The 16286-nt window shown below is 61.1% G+C and carries 14 protein-coding genes; 5 read left to right on the forward strand and 9 right to left on the reverse strand.

The annotated features are described in order from the left end of the window. Positions 1-19: 19 nt before the first annotated feature. On the reverse strand, positions 20-904 hold the full coding sequence (locus tag AB4Z35_RS00170) for a LysR family transcriptional regulator (RefSeq protein WP_442095630.1): 885 nt from the start codon (positions 902-904) through the stop codon (positions 20-22). Positions 905-1011: 107 nt separating this feature from the next. Between AB4Z35_RS00170 and AB4Z35_RS00175 the strand changes: the two genes are divergently transcribed. Continuing rightward, positions 1012-1611 carry a short chain dehydrogenase gene (locus AB4Z35_RS00175; protein ID WP_442095631.1) on the forward strand — a complete coding sequence of 200 codons (600 nt, stop codon included), beginning with the start codon at positions 1012-1014 and terminating at the stop codon, positions 1609-1611. Positions 1612-1646: 35 nt separating this feature from the next. On the opposite strand, the gene AB4Z35_RS00180 is transcribed toward AB4Z35_RS00175, so the two are convergent. Continuing rightward, a complete protein-coding gene (locus AB4Z35_RS00180; protein ID WP_442095632.1) occupies positions 1647-2015 on the reverse strand; it encodes a hypothetical protein in 369 nt (122 codons plus the stop codon). 174 nt (positions 2016-2189) lie between these two features. On the opposite strand from AB4Z35_RS00180, the gene AB4Z35_RS00185 reads away from it, so the two are divergent. Further along, positions 2190-2858 carry a COG3650 family protein gene (locus AB4Z35_RS00185; protein WP_442095633.1) on the forward strand — a complete coding sequence of 223 codons (669 nt, stop codon included), beginning with the start codon at positions 2190-2192 and terminating at the stop codon, positions 2856-2858. 107 nt (positions 2859-2965) lie between these two features. After that, positions 2966-4579 (forward strand): NAD(P)/FAD-dependent oxidoreductase, encoded by a 1614-nt coding sequence (locus AB4Z35_RS00190; RefSeq protein WP_442095634.1) that lies wholly within the window; start codon positions 2966-2968, stop codon positions 4577-4579. A 117-nt stretch (positions 4580-4696) separates the two neighbouring features. Here the strand turns inward: AB4Z35_RS00190 and AB4Z35_RS00195 are convergent, their stop codons facing one another. Next, a complete protein-coding gene (locus tag AB4Z35_RS00195; protein WP_177323273.1) occupies positions 4697-5794 on the reverse strand; it encodes a PLP-dependent cysteine synthase family protein in 1098 nt (365 codons plus the stop codon). A gap of 247 nt (positions 5795-6041) precedes the next feature. Between AB4Z35_RS00195 and nhaA the strand changes: the two genes are divergently transcribed. Further along, entirely contained in the window at positions 6042-7229 is a 1188-nt protein-coding gene (gene nhaA / locus AB4Z35_RS00200; RefSeq protein ID WP_108227862.1) for a Na+/H+ antiporter NhaA, read from the forward strand. Between the two features lie 101 nt (positions 7230-7330). Here the strand turns inward: nhaA and AB4Z35_RS00205 are convergent, their stop codons facing one another. Further along, entirely contained in the window at positions 7331-7795 is a 465-nt protein-coding gene (locus AB4Z35_RS00205) for a glycine zipper 2TM domain-containing protein (protein ID WP_111281476.1), read from the reverse strand. A 164-nt stretch (positions 7796-7959) separates the two neighbouring features. Here AB4Z35_RS00205 and AB4Z35_RS00210 point away from each other — a divergent pair, with 164 nt between their 5' ends. Beyond that, positions 7960-8196: a hypothetical protein gene (locus AB4Z35_RS00210; RefSeq protein WP_007996796.1), complete on the forward strand. Its 237-nt coding sequence runs from the start codon at positions 7960-7962 to the stop codon at positions 8194-8196. A 3-nt stretch (positions 8197-8199) separates the two neighbouring features. On the opposite strand, the gene pdxH is transcribed toward AB4Z35_RS00210, so the two are convergent. From pdxH to dinG, 5 genes are all read right to left on the reverse strand, one after another. Next, entirely contained in the window at positions 8200-8847 is a 648-nt protein-coding gene (gene pdxH, locus AB4Z35_RS00215; protein WP_108227863.1) for a pyridoxamine 5'-phosphate oxidase, read from the reverse strand. A 24-nt stretch (positions 8848-8871) separates the two neighbouring features. After that, the gene (locus tag AB4Z35_RS00220; RefSeq protein WP_442095635.1) at positions 8872-9879 is read right to left on the reverse strand and encodes an OmpA family protein; all 1008 of its coding nucleotides are present in this window, start codon (positions 9877-9879) and stop codon (positions 8872-8874) included. A gap of 341 nt (positions 9880-10220) precedes the next feature. After that, entirely contained in the window at positions 10221-11366 is a 1146-nt protein-coding gene (locus AB4Z35_RS00225) for an EstA family serine hydrolase (RefSeq protein ID WP_007996802.1), read from the reverse strand. Positions 11367-11608: 242 nt separating this feature from the next. Next, positions 11609-13996, reverse strand: a complete 2388-nt coding sequence (locus tag AB4Z35_RS00230) for a beta-agarase (RefSeq protein ID WP_442095636.1) — start codon at positions 13994-13996, stop codon at positions 11609-11611. A gap of 96 nt (positions 13997-14092) precedes the next feature. Next, on the reverse strand, positions 14093-16237 hold the full coding sequence (gene dinG, locus AB4Z35_RS00235) for an ATP-dependent DNA helicase DinG (RefSeq protein WP_008016067.1): 2145 nt from the start codon (positions 16235-16237) through the stop codon (positions 14093-14095). Between the last annotated feature and the right edge of the window lie 49 nt (positions 16238-16286).

Here is a 16286-nt window from a genome sequence, read left to right on the forward strand (position 1 = left end):
TGCTCGCGATAGCGGTGGGTCAGGCAACATCTCTTTTGAATGAATAATCCGCCAGTACCTGCGTGCGCTTGGGCAACCCACCCTGATACGGATGCACCAGGTACATCGGCATGCTGCGGGTCTGATAATCGCGCAGCAGCCAGCGCAAACGCCCGTCGGCCAGTTCGGTTGGCAAACAGTAGGATGGCAGGCGCGCAATACCGGCGCCGACCAGTGCGGCTTTCTTCAACAGGTTGTAGTGGTTGCTGGCGAACGGCCCCGATACCCGCACCCGCAACAACTCGTGCTGCTGGTGATACAGCCATTCTTCGCGGCCGCTGTAATGGCTGTTGAGCAGGCAGCGATGCTCGACCAGCGCCTGGGGCGTTTGCGGTTCACCGTATTGGTCCAGATAGGCCGGGCTGGCACAGGTCAGTTCTTGCCACGCCAGCAACGGGCGCGCCACCAGTCGCTGGTCAATGGCCACGTCAGAGCGAATCGCCAGGTCGAAGCCGTCGCGGGACAGATCACGGTAGCTGTTGTTGAGCTCCAGCTCGATCTGCACCTGAGGGTATTTGGCGGAGAACTCCAGCAACAGACCATCGAAGAAGGTTTCACCGAGCGACACCGGCACCGTCATCCGCACCGGACCAGCCATGTCGTCCTTCAGACGCGCCAGGGCCTGACGCGCCCGCTCGACTTGCACCACCAGCGCCTGTGCCTGTGGCAACAACGCCGCACCGGCTGCAGTCAGGCTCAAGCGGCGAGTGGTACGTTGCAACAGCACCACGGAAAACTGCGCTTCCAGCTGGCTGATGCGCTTGGACAGCTGGCCTTTGCTGCAACCGAGCTGTTGCGCCGCCAGGGTGAAACTTCCCGCTTCGATCAATACGGCGAACGCGGCCAGGTCATCCATCTCGCTCACGGATTGTTTCCATTTGAAAACCAAAGGTTGCCTATTAGTGCGCTTATTTACGGAAAAAACCACCCTAAACTGATACCTCGTTCAACCCACAACGAGGATCAGCCTCCATGAAAATTCTTTTGATCGGCGCAGGCGGCACCATCGGTTCGGCCATCGACAAGGAACTGTCGCAACGCCACGAAATCATCCGCATCGGTCGCACCAGCGGCGACTTTCAGGTGGACATCAGCGACAGCGCTTCGATTCGCAAACTGTTCGAACAAACCGGCAAGTTCGATGCCCTGGTCTGTGCCGCCGGCAACGTGACCTTCGCGCCGCTCAACGAGATGACCGAAGAGAGCTTTGCTCTGGGCCTGAAAGACAAACTGATGGGCCAGGTCAACCTGCTGCTGATCGGCCGCGAGTTTGCCAATGACGGCGCCTCGTTCACCTTCACCACTGGCGTGCTCAGTCACGATCCGATTTACAGCGGGGCCTCGGCAGCGCTGGTCAATGGCGCGCTGGACAGTTTCGTCCGCGCCGCCGCCATCGAGCTGCCCCGCGGCCTGCGCGTCAACTCGATCAGCCCCAACGTGCTGGTCGAAGCCATGGGCAAGTACGCACCGTATTTCCGCGGCTTCAAGCCGGTTCCTGCAGCGGATGTGGCGTTGGCCTATGCCAAAAGTGTCGAAGGGTTGCAGACGGGCCAGACGTTTCACGTGGGTTGAACTGGCTCGGCATGCGGCGCTGCTTCAGCGTCGCATCAGGGTGTCGAAGGCTCCAGCAATGTGGGCAGAAGATCGCGTGCAATTTTACGCGGCACCATTATCACCAGCCCAGGGCCTTCGATCACCACATGAATCATCGCGTTTGACACCACTATGTCGTTGATCGACAGCTGCAAATACTGATGCATTGCCTGACGCGTCACGAGTGTGAACCGGCGCTGCGCGTCGGGGCTGAGCTGTACTTTCAGCTCCACGCTATCGGGATTCAAGTTGTCGGTCTGCCTGAGTTTCAGCGTCATTTCGGTAAAGTCCGTCCCGGACGAAAGCGCGATTTCAGCGGCGAAACACTGTAGCGCTCCCGACATTAGCAACACTGCAAAAACCAGCTTTCCGGCAATTTTCATACGATCTCCCACGAAAAAGGACGACGAGGTTACGCCAAAATCCCTCTCGCCCTGGTGCCTGAAGTAAAGCCGAATGTTACTTGCGCAGCTTCGACTCAGTGACAAGTCCAACTCATGGCTTGTGATGAACGGTCAGCCTGAGTAACGTGGCGGCACTTGTCAGGAGACCCCAAGATGTGTGTTGCCCGTTCCTTAGTCCTCGTTGCCCTGCTTCCGCTGTTCGCCGCTTGCCAGTTGTTCGAGGGTGAGCGGCAGAGCGCCTCCCATGTCGGCCAGACACGCATGCAAGGCCAGTTGACCGCGGCGGACGGCAAACTGGTGTTCCAGCCGTGCAACCAGGCAAACCGCTATGTGGTCAACGACACGGGCGGTACCAGCGTCCTGCAGCAGGCCGCAAACCTGGCGGACAAGCAGGGCAAGCTGTTTGCCGACGTGCGCGGGCGGGTTATAGCCGGCAGCGGTGGTGACGGCCAGTTCGATCTTGAGCAGTTGTACCGCGTCGAGCGCTCGGGCACCGCGTGCGACGATCCGAATTTCAAGCAACTGATCCTGCGCGCCGCCGGCCACACCCCGGAATGGAGCGTGAAAGTCAGCGGCAAAGGCATGGTCATCGACCGCGCCGGCCAGCCCCCCTTGGCTGTGCCTTACGTCGAAGAGCAACTGGGCGATGGCCGTTTCAATCTCAGCACCGAAGCCAACAATCAGCACATCGAACTGTGGGTTGCACCGCAACGTTGCGTCGACAGCAGCACCGGCAGCATCCAGCACATGAGCGCCGAACTGCGAATTGATGGCCAGGTTCAGCGCGGATGCGGCTATTTCGGCGGATCACGCGACGACTGATTCGACGGGAGGCGGTTTTTGCCTCACTGGACGCGGCCATTGAGGCTTATAATCGCGGGTTTCAAACGCCCTGGCGCAGTTGTGCGCCCCGCGAACCGGATCCCGCCATGTTACGAATTACCGAACTCAAGTTGCCGATCGACCATCCCGATGAAGACCTGCGCCCTGCCATCGTGCAGCGCCTGGGCATCAACAGCGATGACCTGCTCGATTTCACCTTGTTCAAACGCAGCTACGATGCGCGTAAAAAGTCCTCCGAGCTGTGTTTCATCTACACCATCGACCTTGAAGTTCGCGATGAGGCGGCGGTGCTGCACAAGTTCGCCGATGACCGTAACGTCAACGTGGCGCCGGATGTCAGCTACAAAATGGTTGGCCAGGCACCGGCCGACCTGAGCGCACGTCCGATCGTCGTCGGCTTCGGCCCGTGCGGAATTTTCGCCGGGCTGCTGCTGGCGCAAATGGGCTTCAAGCCGATCATCCTCGAACGCGGCACTGAAGTGCGCCAGCGCACCAAGGACACCTGGGGCCTGTGGCGCAAAAGCGTGCTCAATCCGGAATCCAACGTGCAATTCGGCGAAGGCGGCGCGGGGACATTCTCCGACGGCAAGCTCTACAGCCAGATCAAGGACCCGAAGTTCATCGGTCGCAAGGTCCTGCACGAGTTCGTCAAAGCCGGCGCACCGGAAGAAATCCTCTACGTCAGCAAACCGCACATCGGCACGTTCCGTCTGACCGGCGTGGTGGAAAACATGCGTGAGCAGATTCGCGCTCTGGGCGGTGAAGTGCGTTTCCAGCAGCGGGTCACCGACGTGCTGCTCGAAGACGGCCAACTGGTCGGCGTCGAACTCAATGGCGGTGAGCAGATACACTCGAAACACGTGATCCTGGCCCTCGGCCACAGCGCCCGCGACACCTTCCGCATGCTCCACGGCCGTGGCGTGTTCATGGAAGCCAAGCCGTTCTCGGTGGGTTTCCGCATCGAGCATCCGCAGTCGCTGATCGACCGTGCGCGCCTGGGCAAGTACGCCGGCCACCCGAAACTGGGCGCCGCCGACTACAAACTGGTGCACCACGCCAAGAACGGCCGCTCGGTCTACAGCTTCTGCATGTGCCCGGGCGGTACTGTAGTGGCGGCGACGTCCGAGCCGAACCGCGTGGTTACCAATGGCATGAGCCAGTACTCGCGTAACGAGCGCAATGCCAACTCCGGGATCGTCGTCGGTATCACCCCGGAAGTCGATTATCCGGGCGGCCCGCTGGCCGGAATCGAGCTGCAGGAACGCCTGGAATCCCATGCCTTTGTGCTGGGCGGCAGCAACTACGAAGCCCCGGCGCAACTGGTCGGCGATTTTATCGCGGGCAAACCGTCCACCGAACTGGGCACGGTCGAACCATCCTACAAACCGGGAGTTGCCCTGGGTGACCTGGCGCTGGCGCTGCCGGCGTTCGCCATCGAAGCGATTCGCGAAGCCTTGCCGGCATTCGAAAAGCAGATTCGCGGTTACTCGCTGCACGACGCGGTGTTGACCGGGATCGAGACCCGTACTTCGTCGCCGCTGCGTATTACCCGCAACGAGTCGATGCAGAGCCTGAACGTGAAAGGCTTGTTCCCGGCCGGTGAAGGTGCCGGTTATGCGGGCGGGATTCTGTCAGCGGGTGTTGATGGTATTCGCATTGCAGAAGCAGTGGCCCGGGACATCCTCGGCCTCGAGGCCTGATAGCACTCTAATGTGGGAGCGGGCTTGCTCGCGAAGACGGTTTCACATCCAACATATGTGTTGGCTGATTGACCGCTTTCGCGAGCAAGCCCGCTCCCACATTTGATCTTCGCCGTGTCAGATATTGGCGCGCAAAACCGAGTCCGGCAGCGGCTCCCCTCTCTCCACCGTCGCGGCCACCGCTGCCATCAAGCCACTCAACTCATACCCCTGAGCCTTGAGCCACTCCGGATCGTAATAGGTCGTGGCGTAGCGCTCTCCGCTGTCACATAGAATCGCCACCATCGACCCCGTCTCCCCCGCCGCCTTCATGTGCTGAGCAGCCATCAATGCGCCGATCAGGTTGGTCCCGCTCGACCCGCCCACATGGCGTCCCAGGCGCTCGGCCAGGTAGTGCATGGCCGCCAGTGACAGGGCATCCGGCACCTTGACCATCGCGTCGATCACCTTGGGCAGAAACGACGCTTCCACACGCGGCCGGCCAATGCCTTCGATGCGCGAGCCGTGGTCCAGGCGCAGGCTGGCATCGCCGGTCTGGTAGTAATCGAAGAACACCGAACGCTCGGCATCGGCACACAGCACGCGGGTGCAATGCTGGCGATAACGCACGTAACGGCCCAGGGTGGCCGTGGTGCCGCCAGTGCCTGGGCTGGAAATCAGCCAGCTCGGCTCGGGATGCTGCTCGAAACGCATCTGATGAAAAATCGACTCGGCAATGTTGTTGTTCGCCCGCCAGTCGGTGGCGCGCTCGGCGTAAGTGAACTGGTCGATGAAATGCCCGTCGTGTTCGCGAGCCAGACGCTCGGACTCGGCGTAGATCTGTGTCGGGTCATCCACCAGATGGCTTTGGCCACCGTAGAAGGCAATTTGCGCGATCTTTTCTTTCGAGGTAGTTGCCGGCATCACTGCAATGAACGGCAAGCCCAGCATGCGCGCGAAGTACGCTTCGGAAATCGCCGTCGAACCGCTGGATGCTTCAATCACCGGCGCACCGGGCTTGAGCCAGCCGTTACACAGTGCATAGAGGAACAACGAGCGCGCCAGCCGGTGCTTCAGGCTACCCGTGGGGTGGCTGGACTCATCCTTGAAGTACAACTCGATACCCGGAAAACCTGGCAGCGGCAAAGGGATCAGGTGGGTGTCGGCGCTGCGCTGGTAGTCGGCTTCGATGATCCGGATCGCTTCGCGGGACCACTGTCGGTTGTCGCTCATGATGGTTTTCTCATTGAATCAGGCAAGAGTCGGCCTTGTCACAGGGCTCAACCATCAAGCTTAGGAAAAAACCTACATCCAGCACAGGTACAGCTGAGATCCAATACGCCCGGCAACTGCTAGGCTCAGTTCGCTGCTGGCAGATCACGTTGTAACGACATATAACAAAAAAGAATATAACTTTTGTTTTAACAACTAACGGTACTTGTTAGGGTGTAACACCTTTTGAATTCACGGATGGAGAGCGACCTTGCCTCTGCGTAGCACTTTCACGCGTTTCTTTCAGTTGGAAGCTGCCAGCGGTCTGTTATTGATCGCCGCTGCCGTTCTGGCTCTGATCATCAACAACTCGCCGCTGTCGTGGCTGTACAACGGCCTGCTGGACACCCCCGTGGTGGCGCAGATCGGCGCGCTGAAAATCGCCAAACCGTTGCTGCTGTGGATCAACGACGGCCTGATGGCGCTGTTCTTCCTGCTGATCGGCCTGGAAGTAAAGCGCGAAGTCCTCGACGGCCAGTTGTCCAAACCGTCGCAAATCGTCCTGCCTGGCGCAGCGGCGATTGGCGGCATGGTGGTGCCGGCGCTGATCTACTGGTATCTCAATCGCGACACGCCACCGGCCCTGAACGGCTGGGCAATCCCGACCGCCACCGACATCGCCTTCGCCCTTGGCGTGCTGGCGCTGCTGGGCAAACGCGTTCCGGTCTCACTGAAACTGTTCCTGATGACCCTGGCGATCATCGACGACCTCGGCGCAATCATCATCATTGCGATCTTCTATTCCGGCGCGCTGTCGACCCTGTCCCTGGCGCTGGCCGCAGCCTGTATTGCGGCGCTGATCGGGATGAACCGGCTTGGTGTGGTCAAGCTCGGGCCGTACATGATCATTGGCCTGATCCTCTGGGTCTGCGTGCTCAAGAGTGGTGTCCACGCCACGCTGGCCGGCGTGACCCTGGCCTTCTGCATTCCGCTGCGCACTAAAAATGCCGAGCCCTCCCCGCTGCTGACCCTGGAACACGCCCTGCATCCGTGGGTGGCCTACGGCATCCTGCCACTGTTCGCCTTCGCCAATGCCGGCCTGTCCCTGAGCGGCGTCACCGTCGAAAGCTTCACCCACCACGTGCCCATGGGCATCGCCATCGGGCTGCTGCTGGGCAAGACTGTCGGTGTCTTCGGCCTGACCTGGCTGGCCGTGAAAACCGGTATCGCCGCCCTGCCCCAAGGCGCCAATTGGGGCCAGATACTGGGCGTGGCGATTCTCTGCGGCATCGGTTTCACGATGAGTCTGTTTGTCGGCTCGCTGGCCTTTGAGCCGGGCGTGAGTGATTTCGCCGGGATGGACCGCATGGGGATCCTGACAGGTTCGATTCTGGCCGCGCTGATCGGTTATGGGGTAACGGCGATGGCGAGCCGCAAGAGCTCCAACCTGGCATCCTGATATACCGATAACGCCTGGCGCCAATCAAGACTCACCTCAGCTAAAAACAAAAAACCCGATCAGTCACCTGATCGGGTTTTTTGTTTATCCGGCGTTTTCGCTTAGTGCGAAACGCGGCTGGTGCCATTCACACTGGCAATGCGCACACGCTCGCCAACACGGAACACTTCGTTCGGCTGAACTTCCTGAACGTAGGCGCGCATGCTGCCATCGTCTTCGCGCACGGTGATTTCCACGCCCTGGGTGCGGGTCAGGCCTTCTTCGGCGGCCGAACCGAGCAGACCGCCGGCCACAGCACCGATGACGGCAGCAACGACGCTGCCTTTGCCGCCACCGATGGAGCTGCCGCCAACGCCGCCGACCACTGCGCCTGCAGCGCCGCCGATCGGGGTTTTGGTGCCTTCGATTTTCACCGGGCGCAATGCTTCGATGGTGCCCATGCGAACGGTCTGCACGCGACGCGCCTCGTCACGGGAGTAGGAGTCACCGGTCAGGTTCGATTGGCAACCCGTGAGCAACATCGCCATCGTGGAAAAGGAAGCAACCAGCAGAACAGACTTACGCATAGCATCAACTCCAAAAAAACAGATATTCATTAAACTCCGCAGCTTGACGCCTGTCACGGCATCGCCCGGGTAAAATTGGTTTGATTCAGGCTCCGTTAAGGCGCCTCCACGAACTCACACAGTAGCGGCAAAATCGGAAAACTGCCCACTGGCCAAGGATTCTCATGGACTACTTTATCATCGTCGTCACGACTGTTGCCGGTTTGTACTTCCATTGGTGGCTGTACGTGCGGATCAAACGCTGGATGGACCGAGACCTGGCGCTAGCGCTGGCGGGCAAGGACGAGCAGAAAAAAGCCTTCATGCTCGAACAGTTGGCGAGCGCCCGGGCGCAGAAGATCAAGCGTCGAGACCTGCCGAAGTGGCTGGAGGCCGCTGCGGCAGGCTATCCCGGTCGATAGACTTCAGGGTGCCAGACGTTCAAGAATCCAGTCGGCGCCCTGCTGGCGGTAATTGAGGCGATCGTGCAGGCGGCTTGGGCGACCCTGCCAGAATTCGATGCGTTCCGGCAGCAGGCGATAACCGCCCCAGTGTTCCGGGCAATGCGGCTGGGTATCGCTGAAACGTTGCTCGGTGTCCTTGAGCAGCGCTTCGAGTTCGCCACGATCGGCGATCACGCGGCTCTGCGGCGAAGCCCAGGCCCCCAGGCGACTTCCCAGTGGGCGGACCTGATAATAGGCGTCGGACTCCTCAGGCGTAACCTTCACCACCCGCCCTTCGATGCGCACCTGGCGCTCCAGCGCGGGCCAGAAAAACGTCATGGCCGCGAACGGATTCGCGGCCAGGTGCTGGCCCTTGGCGCTTTCGTAGTTGGTGAAAAAGGTGAAGCCCAGCTCGTCCAGGCCCTTGAGCAACAGAATGCGACAGTGTGGTCGACCGTCCGGGTCGACGGTGGCCAGGGTCATTGCGTTGGCTTCCACGGGCGCCTGTTCGGTTTTCACCGCGTCGGCGAACCACTGATGGAACAGCGCAAACGGCTCGGCCGGGGCTTGTGCCTCGGTCAAGCCATCACGGGTGTAGTCACGACGCATATCAGCCAGGCCCTTGGTCATGGCGCATTCCTTTTGGTTAACGGATCACTGCTTTGCAGTATCGGTGGCGGAGACTTTCTTGTCAGCCGCGGAGGCTTTGGCTGGCGTGGTCTTCTTCGCCGGCGTTGCAGTTTTCGCAGGTGCTTTCTTGGCCGGAGCTTTTTTGGCTGGCGCTTTTTTCGTGGTCGGGACGGTCGCTTTTTTAGCAGCCGGGGCCGGTGTCACAGGCTTGGCGACCGGCTTGACGTCAGCGGCAGTGACCTTGGTCACAGGGGCCGGCGCCGGCATGTTGTACTTGCTCAGCAGTGCGGCCATGGTGTTTTGCGGGGTCACCAGCAGCTCCACGCGGCGATTCAACGCACGCCCTTGCACGCTGTCGTTGGCGGCACGCGGCGCATCACCGCCCAGGCCACGCAGCATCAAGCGATCACGCTGCAAACCACTGAGTCGGAAAATTGCCGCAACGGCCTGGGCACGCTCCTGGCTCAGTTTGACGTTGGCAGCAGCAGCGCCGGACGTATCGCTGTGACCGAGGATCAGGACAGCGGTCTTTGGATCGGCTTCAAGGATTTTGGCAACGCGAGTAAACGGACCGAGTGTGACCGGCAACAACATGGCCGGGCGATCCGGGTTGAACGAGCCTTCGACCGGCGCAGTCACCACCAGCACGTTTTCGCGGCGCTCAAGCTCCAGGTTGCTGCCCTTGATCGCCTCGCGCAGACGCGGTTCGTAGTCGTCAAGCCAGGCTTGGGTGACTTTCGGGTCTGGCATCGGCACAGCCTTGGCCGCGCTCTGCTCGCTGCCGCCGAACGGCCAGTACCACTTGCTGCCGCTATCGGTTCCGGCCTTGGCCACTGCAACGGGTTTGACTTCAGGTTTCACTTCCGGCTTGACCGCGGGTTTGCCGGCGCTGTCGTCGGAACTGAACGGCCAGTACCAGTGGCTGCTGCTTTCAGTCTTGGCGACAGGTGCCGTCACGTCTTTCTGTGGAGTCTGTGCGCAACCGGTAATGGCGAAGCACAGGGCCAAGGCGAGGGTTTTATTGGATGACATTGGATATCCACAAAAATGAAGTCAAAAAAATCAGGCCACATCGGCCTAATGCCAGTCAGTTAAGCAATTTCAGCCGCGACACCTTTGTAGCAGCTGCCGAGCCCGCGAGGCTGCGTTCGGCTGCGAAGCAGTCGTAAATCAGTAATCGCGGTACATCAGGCAGGCCGCGTCAGCTGGACTCACGACTGCCATGCAGCCGAACGCAGCCTCGCAGGCTCGGCAGCTGCTACAGATCGCCTTACCGCTTGACTGATCGGCATTAGCCACATCGGCCCGTGTAAACAGACGCTTTGAAACTGGAAAGGTTATCGGGTTCCAGTCCGGGAACCCGATAATCGTTTTTACAGACAAGTGGCCAGGACCCGCACCAGCTTTTGCGCGCGTGGGTCCATCAAGACGTACGGCCCCAGGGTATTTGTCACAAATCCGAAGGCCACATCGTGCTCCGGGTCAGCAAAACCGATGGAACCGCCGGCACCCGGATGACCAAACGCCCGCGGGCCAAGGCCGAACGTGGCATTGGCAACGTCCGGTTGATCGAGCATGCAACCCAGGCCGAAACGGGTCCGTGTCAATAAAGTCTTGTCCTCGCCGAGGCTGTGCTCACGAGTCAATTCATCGAGCATTTCGCTTTCCAGCAGGCTGCCGTCGAGCAGGCCGGCGTAGAACCCGGCCAGGCTGCGGGCATTGCCATGGCCATTGGCGGCTGGCTGTTGCATGCGTCGCCACTCGGGTTTGTTGGTGCTGGTCATGATCGACGGCGGGTTGGTGAACGCCCGGGTCGTCATGGCCGTTGGCTCACGCATGGTCACTTGCAGCAGGCGCTGGGCGGCAGCATCGCCGACATTGCCCTTGCCCCGCGCAATGTGGGCCACACGATAGAACTCTTCGTCGGCCAACCCCACATGAAAGTCCAGTCCCAACGGCCTGGCGACCCGCGCCACGATGGACTCCCCCGGCCCACGACCGTCGGCACGGCGCAGCAATTCACCGACCAGCCAGCCATAGGTGATCGCCGCGTAACCGTGACCTTCGCCCGGCGTCCACCACGGCGTTTCGGCGGCCAGGGCGTCGACCATGGTTTGCCAGTCGTACAGGGCTTCAGGGGCCAGTAATTCGCGCAATGCCGGAAGGCCGGCCTGATGGCAGAGCAGTTGACGCAGGGTGACGGACTCTTTGCCGGCAGCGGCAAATTCGGGCCAGTAGCGCGCAACCGGGGCATCCAGTTGCAGCTTGCCTTCGGCCACCAGTTGCAGCGCGGTGACGGCGGTAAAGGTCTTGGTGCAGGAGAACAGGTTGGCAATGGTATCGCTGTGCCAGGCCTCGGCCCCGTCCTTGTCGGCAGTGCCGGCCCACAGATCGACGACGGTTTCGCCACCTATCTGAATGCACAACGCTGCGCCACGCTCCTGGGGATCGTCGAACAGCGCCGCGAACGCCTCTCGCACCGCTTCGAACTTAAGCTCGTAATGACCCTGAATCTGCACCCGCAACTCCCCGGATTAACGCTCTACAAAGTGGCGGGCATTGTTCCAGCCCTTGAGGGTTTTGGGAACAGGGTTGGGCTGGATGGTCTGTCACTCATAAAACTGATCGGAAATGCATCGCGTCTGTATAGACGCCTTCGCGAGCAAGCCCGCTCCCACATTCGCCCGTATTCCTTCTGGAAGAACACGGTCGAATGTGGGAGCGGGCTTGCTCGCGAAGAACGATGACGCGGTTTCAGCGATTAATGGCCTTTCCCCGAATGCCCACCGGCGCCCTTCCCCGGGCCCTTTCCGGCCTCGGCTTTCCTGCCGCCCTCGGCATCGTGGCTGGCTTTGTCGGCTGCGGCCGCAGCCTTCTCGGCCTCTTTGCCCAAATGCTCGACCGTCGCCAGATTGCTCTTGCGCACGCTGTCGACAAAGCCCTGGAACGGCAGATCAGTGATACCCACCAACCCGAAGTGACCGTTTTCACCGTCAAGCAGGCGCCCGGTGACCGGTTGATCGAGGTACTGGAACCAATGCACGCCAACAATCGACGGCTCGCTCAATGCCTGCTTGAGGAAGTTGGCGTACGCCGGACCGCGGTCCTCCTCCTTCACCAACGGCGTGACGCCGCCCCAGAACGGCCCACGATCAGCCGAGCCGAAATTGAACTCGGTGATCAGCACCGGTTTGTCGAGACTGCGCAGTTTGGCGAAGTCGTAACCATCCCGGGGTTGCAGGGTGTACATGTTGAAGCTCAACACGTCGCAATACTGGGCGCAGGACTCCACGGCTTCCGGCGTACTGATCGCGAAACGGCCGCCGAGCAGCAGCTGGTTCGGCGCGTGCCATTTGAGTGAGTCGGAGATGGTCTTGAAATAAGTGTCGGCAAAGACCTTCTGGAAGTATTTGAAGTCGGCTTCGATTTCCGGGTGATCGGCGCTTGGCAGTGGCGGCACGAACCCCGGGTCTTCCATCAATTCCCAGGCCGGCAGATCAATGCCCCAGGCTTTCGACAGGCCCGCCTGGTTGCGGTACTTGTCGCGCAGTTGCTTGAGGAACGCGCGCTTGGCCGGCACGTCGGTGGTCATTTTCAAGGTGCCGTAGGCCAGGGCATAACGGGCTTTCGGGTCATCGCCGGGACCGGCCCAGGCCAGTTCGTTGTCGGCGTAGTAACCGATCAGCCACGGATCGTCACGATGATCGCGGGCGGCAATGGCCACGGCCCGTTCAGTGGCCATGGCGAAACGCGGGTCGAACGGGTCGGGCATGCCGCCCCACCAGTCGGTACCGGTGCTGATGCTGGCATAGTCGCCGACAATCGACAGCGGCAAGGTGTACGGCACGCGATCAGCGTTGCCCAGTACGGGTGCGCTCCAGTTGCCAATGGTGTTGAAGCCCCAGGCCTGCAAGCGGTCAAGGGTGTGACTGGCCCAGCGCTGCTCGTCGAACAGCACTTTGCACGGTTCGACAGATTTTGGCTCAGCAGCTTTCTCTACCGCCGCTTCGGCGACACTGGCCTTGGCATCGCTGCCCTTCGCGCATGGATCGCCATACAGACGCTGCAGGTTGGCACCGTAGAAGTCGTACCAGCGCCCGGCGTTGTAGCCGCGCCCTTGATCGGCACCGTTACCGCCACGGTTGTCGCCTTCGCCGTAGTGATTGGCCAGGGTCTCGTCAGCCTTGGGCAGGGATTCGAACATCCACTCGCGACCGGCAACATAGGTCTGGTTGACATCCGGGGCAACGGTATTGACCCCGAGGGAATAGAACGGGTGGCCTTCAGGCGTCACCAGATACCAGCGATCGTTACGCTTCTCCGTGCGGAAAAAGCCGCTGGCCTTGAATGACGGGCCTTTGGTCAAACCACCGAATTTGTCCAGGGAGGACTTTTCGCGCTCGGCCAGCCAGGTTTTCAGTTGCTGCTGCTCCTTGCCAGCTGCACCTTTAAGTTGTTCGTCGCTGCTGACTTTTTCCGGCCATTTAGCCCGGGTCGACTGGCCATACGCGTCCACCAACCCGCCATACACGGCTTGGGTGACCGACTCGTCGTCCTGCACACCAAAGCGCTCCAGCAGGATGCTTTGCGCGGCTTTCGGCTGGTCCATCGACAAAGTCACGGACACCACCTGGCTGCGATCCAGCTCACCGGCACTACTGGCCAGCAACACACGCTGCCCCTCGACGGTCATCGGCATCGGCGGGCCAGCCTTCATGCCCTGGCTCAGCGGTGATGTCGCCTGCAAAGGCACCAACAGGGTTTGCGCAGGCCCCGCCGGCAGATCGACGCGGCTGACCAGTGTCTTGCCGTCGTTGCTCTGAATGGTTACGTACAGGGTCAAGGCCCAGTTCATCGCACTCTGGATCCGCAGGCTCATGACGCCCGACTGCGACCAGTCCCAGGCACCGGTTTGCGGGGTCAGGCGCAAAGTCGGCCGGGCGACCGGGTTGAACGTCACCCGGCGCAGCACTTCGCCTTCAGGGGTTTGCTCGGCGTTGGACTGCGGCAGGCTGGCGTCCTGAGTCGCCACCTGGACCACGTCGGCGGGGCGCACAAAGTTGAACAGCGTCTGCTGGCTGGCAGGAGCGGCCAACAGCGGTGTTGCGAACAGCAGGGCAAATACGGCAGGCAACGAACGGCAAATCATGAGAACGAAAATCTCCCTAACGACCTTCAATGGGCCAGTGGAAAAGCGATGGCAGAGAGATAGACAACGCGGTGGGCAAAACTGCCCACCGGTGCTTCAGGAAATTTCTCGACGGAACGGCGGCAACGCGTTGAGGATGGCTTTGCCATAGCGCTGGGTCACCAGGCGCCGGTCGAGCAAGGTGATGGTGCCGCGGTCTTCTTCGGTGCGCAGCAAGCGCCCGCAGGCCTGGACCAGCTTCAGCGAGGCGTCCGGCACGGAGATTTCCATGAACGGATTGCCACCCCGGGCTTCGATCCATTCCGACAGCGCCGCTTCGACGGGATCATCGGGTACCGAGAAAGGAATCTTGGCAATGACCACGTGCTCGCAATAGGCACCGGGCAAGTCGACCCCTTCGGCGAAGCTCGCCAGGCCGAACAACACGCTGGAATCCCCGCCATCGACTCGCGCCTTGTGCTTGTTCAGGGTTTCCTGTTTCGACAGGTTGCCTTGAATGAACACTTGCTTGCGCCAGTCGCGGTCGAGGCCATCGAACACGTCCTGCATCTGTTTACGCGAGGAAAACAGCACCAGTGTGCCCCGCGAGCCTTCGACCAATTCAGGCAGATCACGAATGATCGCGGCGGTATGCGCCGCTGCATCACGCGGGTCGGCGTTCAGGTTCGGCACCCGCAGCACACCGGCGTCGGCGTGATGGAACGGGCTCGGCACCACCGCTGTCACGGCTTTTTTCGGCAAGCCGGCGCGCATGCGGAAGCGGTCGAAGGTGCCGAGGGCCGTCAAGGTCGCCGAAGTCACCAGACAGCCATACGCCACGTTCCACAGGTTGCGCCGGAGCATTTCCGCCGCGAGGATGGGACTTGCGTTGACCTCGATGTCGAACAGCGAACCGCTTTCGGCCAGGGTCAGCCAGCGGGCCATGGGCGGGTTGTCTTCCGGGTCTTCGACGGTGAAGGCTGTCCACAGCTCCCAGTTGCCGGAAGAACGCGACAACAGGCTGCCGAACAGCGGATACCACTCTTCAGCCTGGTTGCTGGCGATGCCAATGTTGACCTCGCCGTCCATGCCTTCCTTGAGCAGGTCGGTCAGGCGGGTAAACAGATCGGTCAGGCGCGCGAAGCCTTTCTTCAGTTCGATGCCCATTTCACGCATGTGCTCGGGAATCACCCCGCCGACGAATCGGTGACGCGGGCGCTCGCGGCCTTCAACGTCTTCGCCGGGTTTGAAATCGGCAATCTGCTCGCAGGCGGTGAACATGAATTGCTGCTGGGTCTTGATCTCCCGCGCCAGCTCCGGCACCTGCTCGATCAACTTGCCCAGGTCGCCGGGCAACGGGTGTTGGGCCAGCAGTTTGGTGAGGTTCTTGGCGGTGGTTTCCAGCCAGTCGGCGGTGGAGCGCAGGCGCGTGTAATGGGCGAAGTGACCGATGGCCTTGTCCGGCAGGTGATGGCCTTCGTCGAACACGTAGATGGTGTCGCGCGGGTCCGGCAGCACAGCGCCGCCGCCCAGGGCCAGGTCAGCCAGGACCATGTCGTGGTTGGTGACAATCACGTCGACCTTGCCCATGCCTTCGCGGGCCTTGTAGAAGGCGCACTGGCCGAAGTTCGGGCAATGGCGGTTGGTGCACTGGCTGTGATCGGTGGTCAGGCGCGCCCAGTCGGCGTCTTCCAGGGCGGTGGACCAACTGTCGCGGTCGCCGTCCCACTTATTGCCGGCGAGCTTCTCGATCATGCTGGTGAACAGCTTCTGGCTGGCCTCGTCGACCTCGATCTTGAAGCCTTCTTCTTCGAACAGTTGCGCAGTGGCAGTCTGCGCGTGGCCTTCCTGGAGCAGCATGTCGAGCTTGGACAGGCACATGTAGCGCCCGCGCCCCTTGGCCAGGGCGAAGCTGAAGTTCAGCCCGCTGTTGCGCATCAGGTCGGGCAAGTCCTTGTAGACGATCTGCTCCTGCAGGGCCACGGTAGCCGTGGCGATCACCAGGCGCTTGCCGGCGGCCTTGGCCGTGGGAATCGCCGCCAGGCTGTAGGCCACGGTCTTGCCGGTACCGGTGCCGGCTTCCACCGCGACTATCGCGGGGTCGCCACTGCGCCGGCCTTCGTCGTCGGTGTCGATATCACCCAGGACCTTGGCGACTTCGGCGATCATCAGGCGTTGGCCGTAGCGCGGCTTGAGGCTCTTGGCTTCGAGAAAACGCGAGTAGGCGCCCTGGATCGTGGTTTTGAGTTCGGTGCTGATCATGGATTGTCGGGCGCAAAAAACGCTGGATAAATTTTCAGTAGTTCGGTTC

Source organism: Pseudomonas sp. KB_15, from assembly GCF_052114525.1.
Lineage (GTDB): Bacteria > Pseudomonadota > Gammaproteobacteria > Pseudomonadales > Pseudomonadaceae > Aquipseudomonas.

Bases quoted from the DNA above. Each gene is read 5' to 3' on its own strand.
- AB4Z35_RS00205 (WP_111281476.1), bottom strand. From the start codon at position 7,795: ATGCGTAAGTCTGTTCTGCTGGTTGCTTCCTTTTCCACGATGGCGATG.
- AB4Z35_RS00220 (WP_442095635.1), bottom strand. From the start codon at position 9,879: ATGTCATCCAATAAAACCCTCGCCTTGGCCCTGTGCTTCGCCATTACC.
- AB4Z35_RS00180 (WP_442095632.1), bottom strand. From the start codon at position 2,015: ATGAAAATTGCCGGAAAGCTGGTTTTTGCAGTGTTGCTAATGTCGGGA.
- dinG (WP_008016067.1), bottom strand. From the start codon at position 16,237: ATGATCAGCACCGAACTCAAAACCACGATCCAGGGCGCCTACTCGCGT.
- AB4Z35_RS00230 (WP_442095636.1), bottom strand. From the start codon at position 13,996: ATGATTTGCCGTTCGTTGCCTGCCGTATTTGCCCTGCTGTTCGCAACA.
- AB4Z35_RS00185 (WP_442095633.1), top strand. From the start codon at position 2,190: ATGTGTGTTGCCCGTTCCTTAGTCCTCGTTGCCCTGCTTCCGCTGTTC.
- AB4Z35_RS00210 (WP_007996796.1), top strand. From the start codon at position 7,960: ATGGACTACTTTATCATCGTCGTCACGACTGTTGCCGGTTTGTACTTC.
- AB4Z35_RS00190 (WP_442095634.1), top strand. From the start codon at position 2,966: ATGTTACGAATTACCGAACTCAAGTTGCCGATCGACCATCCCGATGAA.
- pdxH (WP_108227863.1), bottom strand. From the start codon at position 8,847: ATGACCAAGGGCCTGGCTGATATGCGTCGTGACTACACCCGTGATGGC.
- AB4Z35_RS00175 (WP_442095631.1), top strand. From the start codon at position 1,012: ATGAAAATTCTTTTGATCGGCGCAGGCGGCACCATCGGTTCGGCCATC.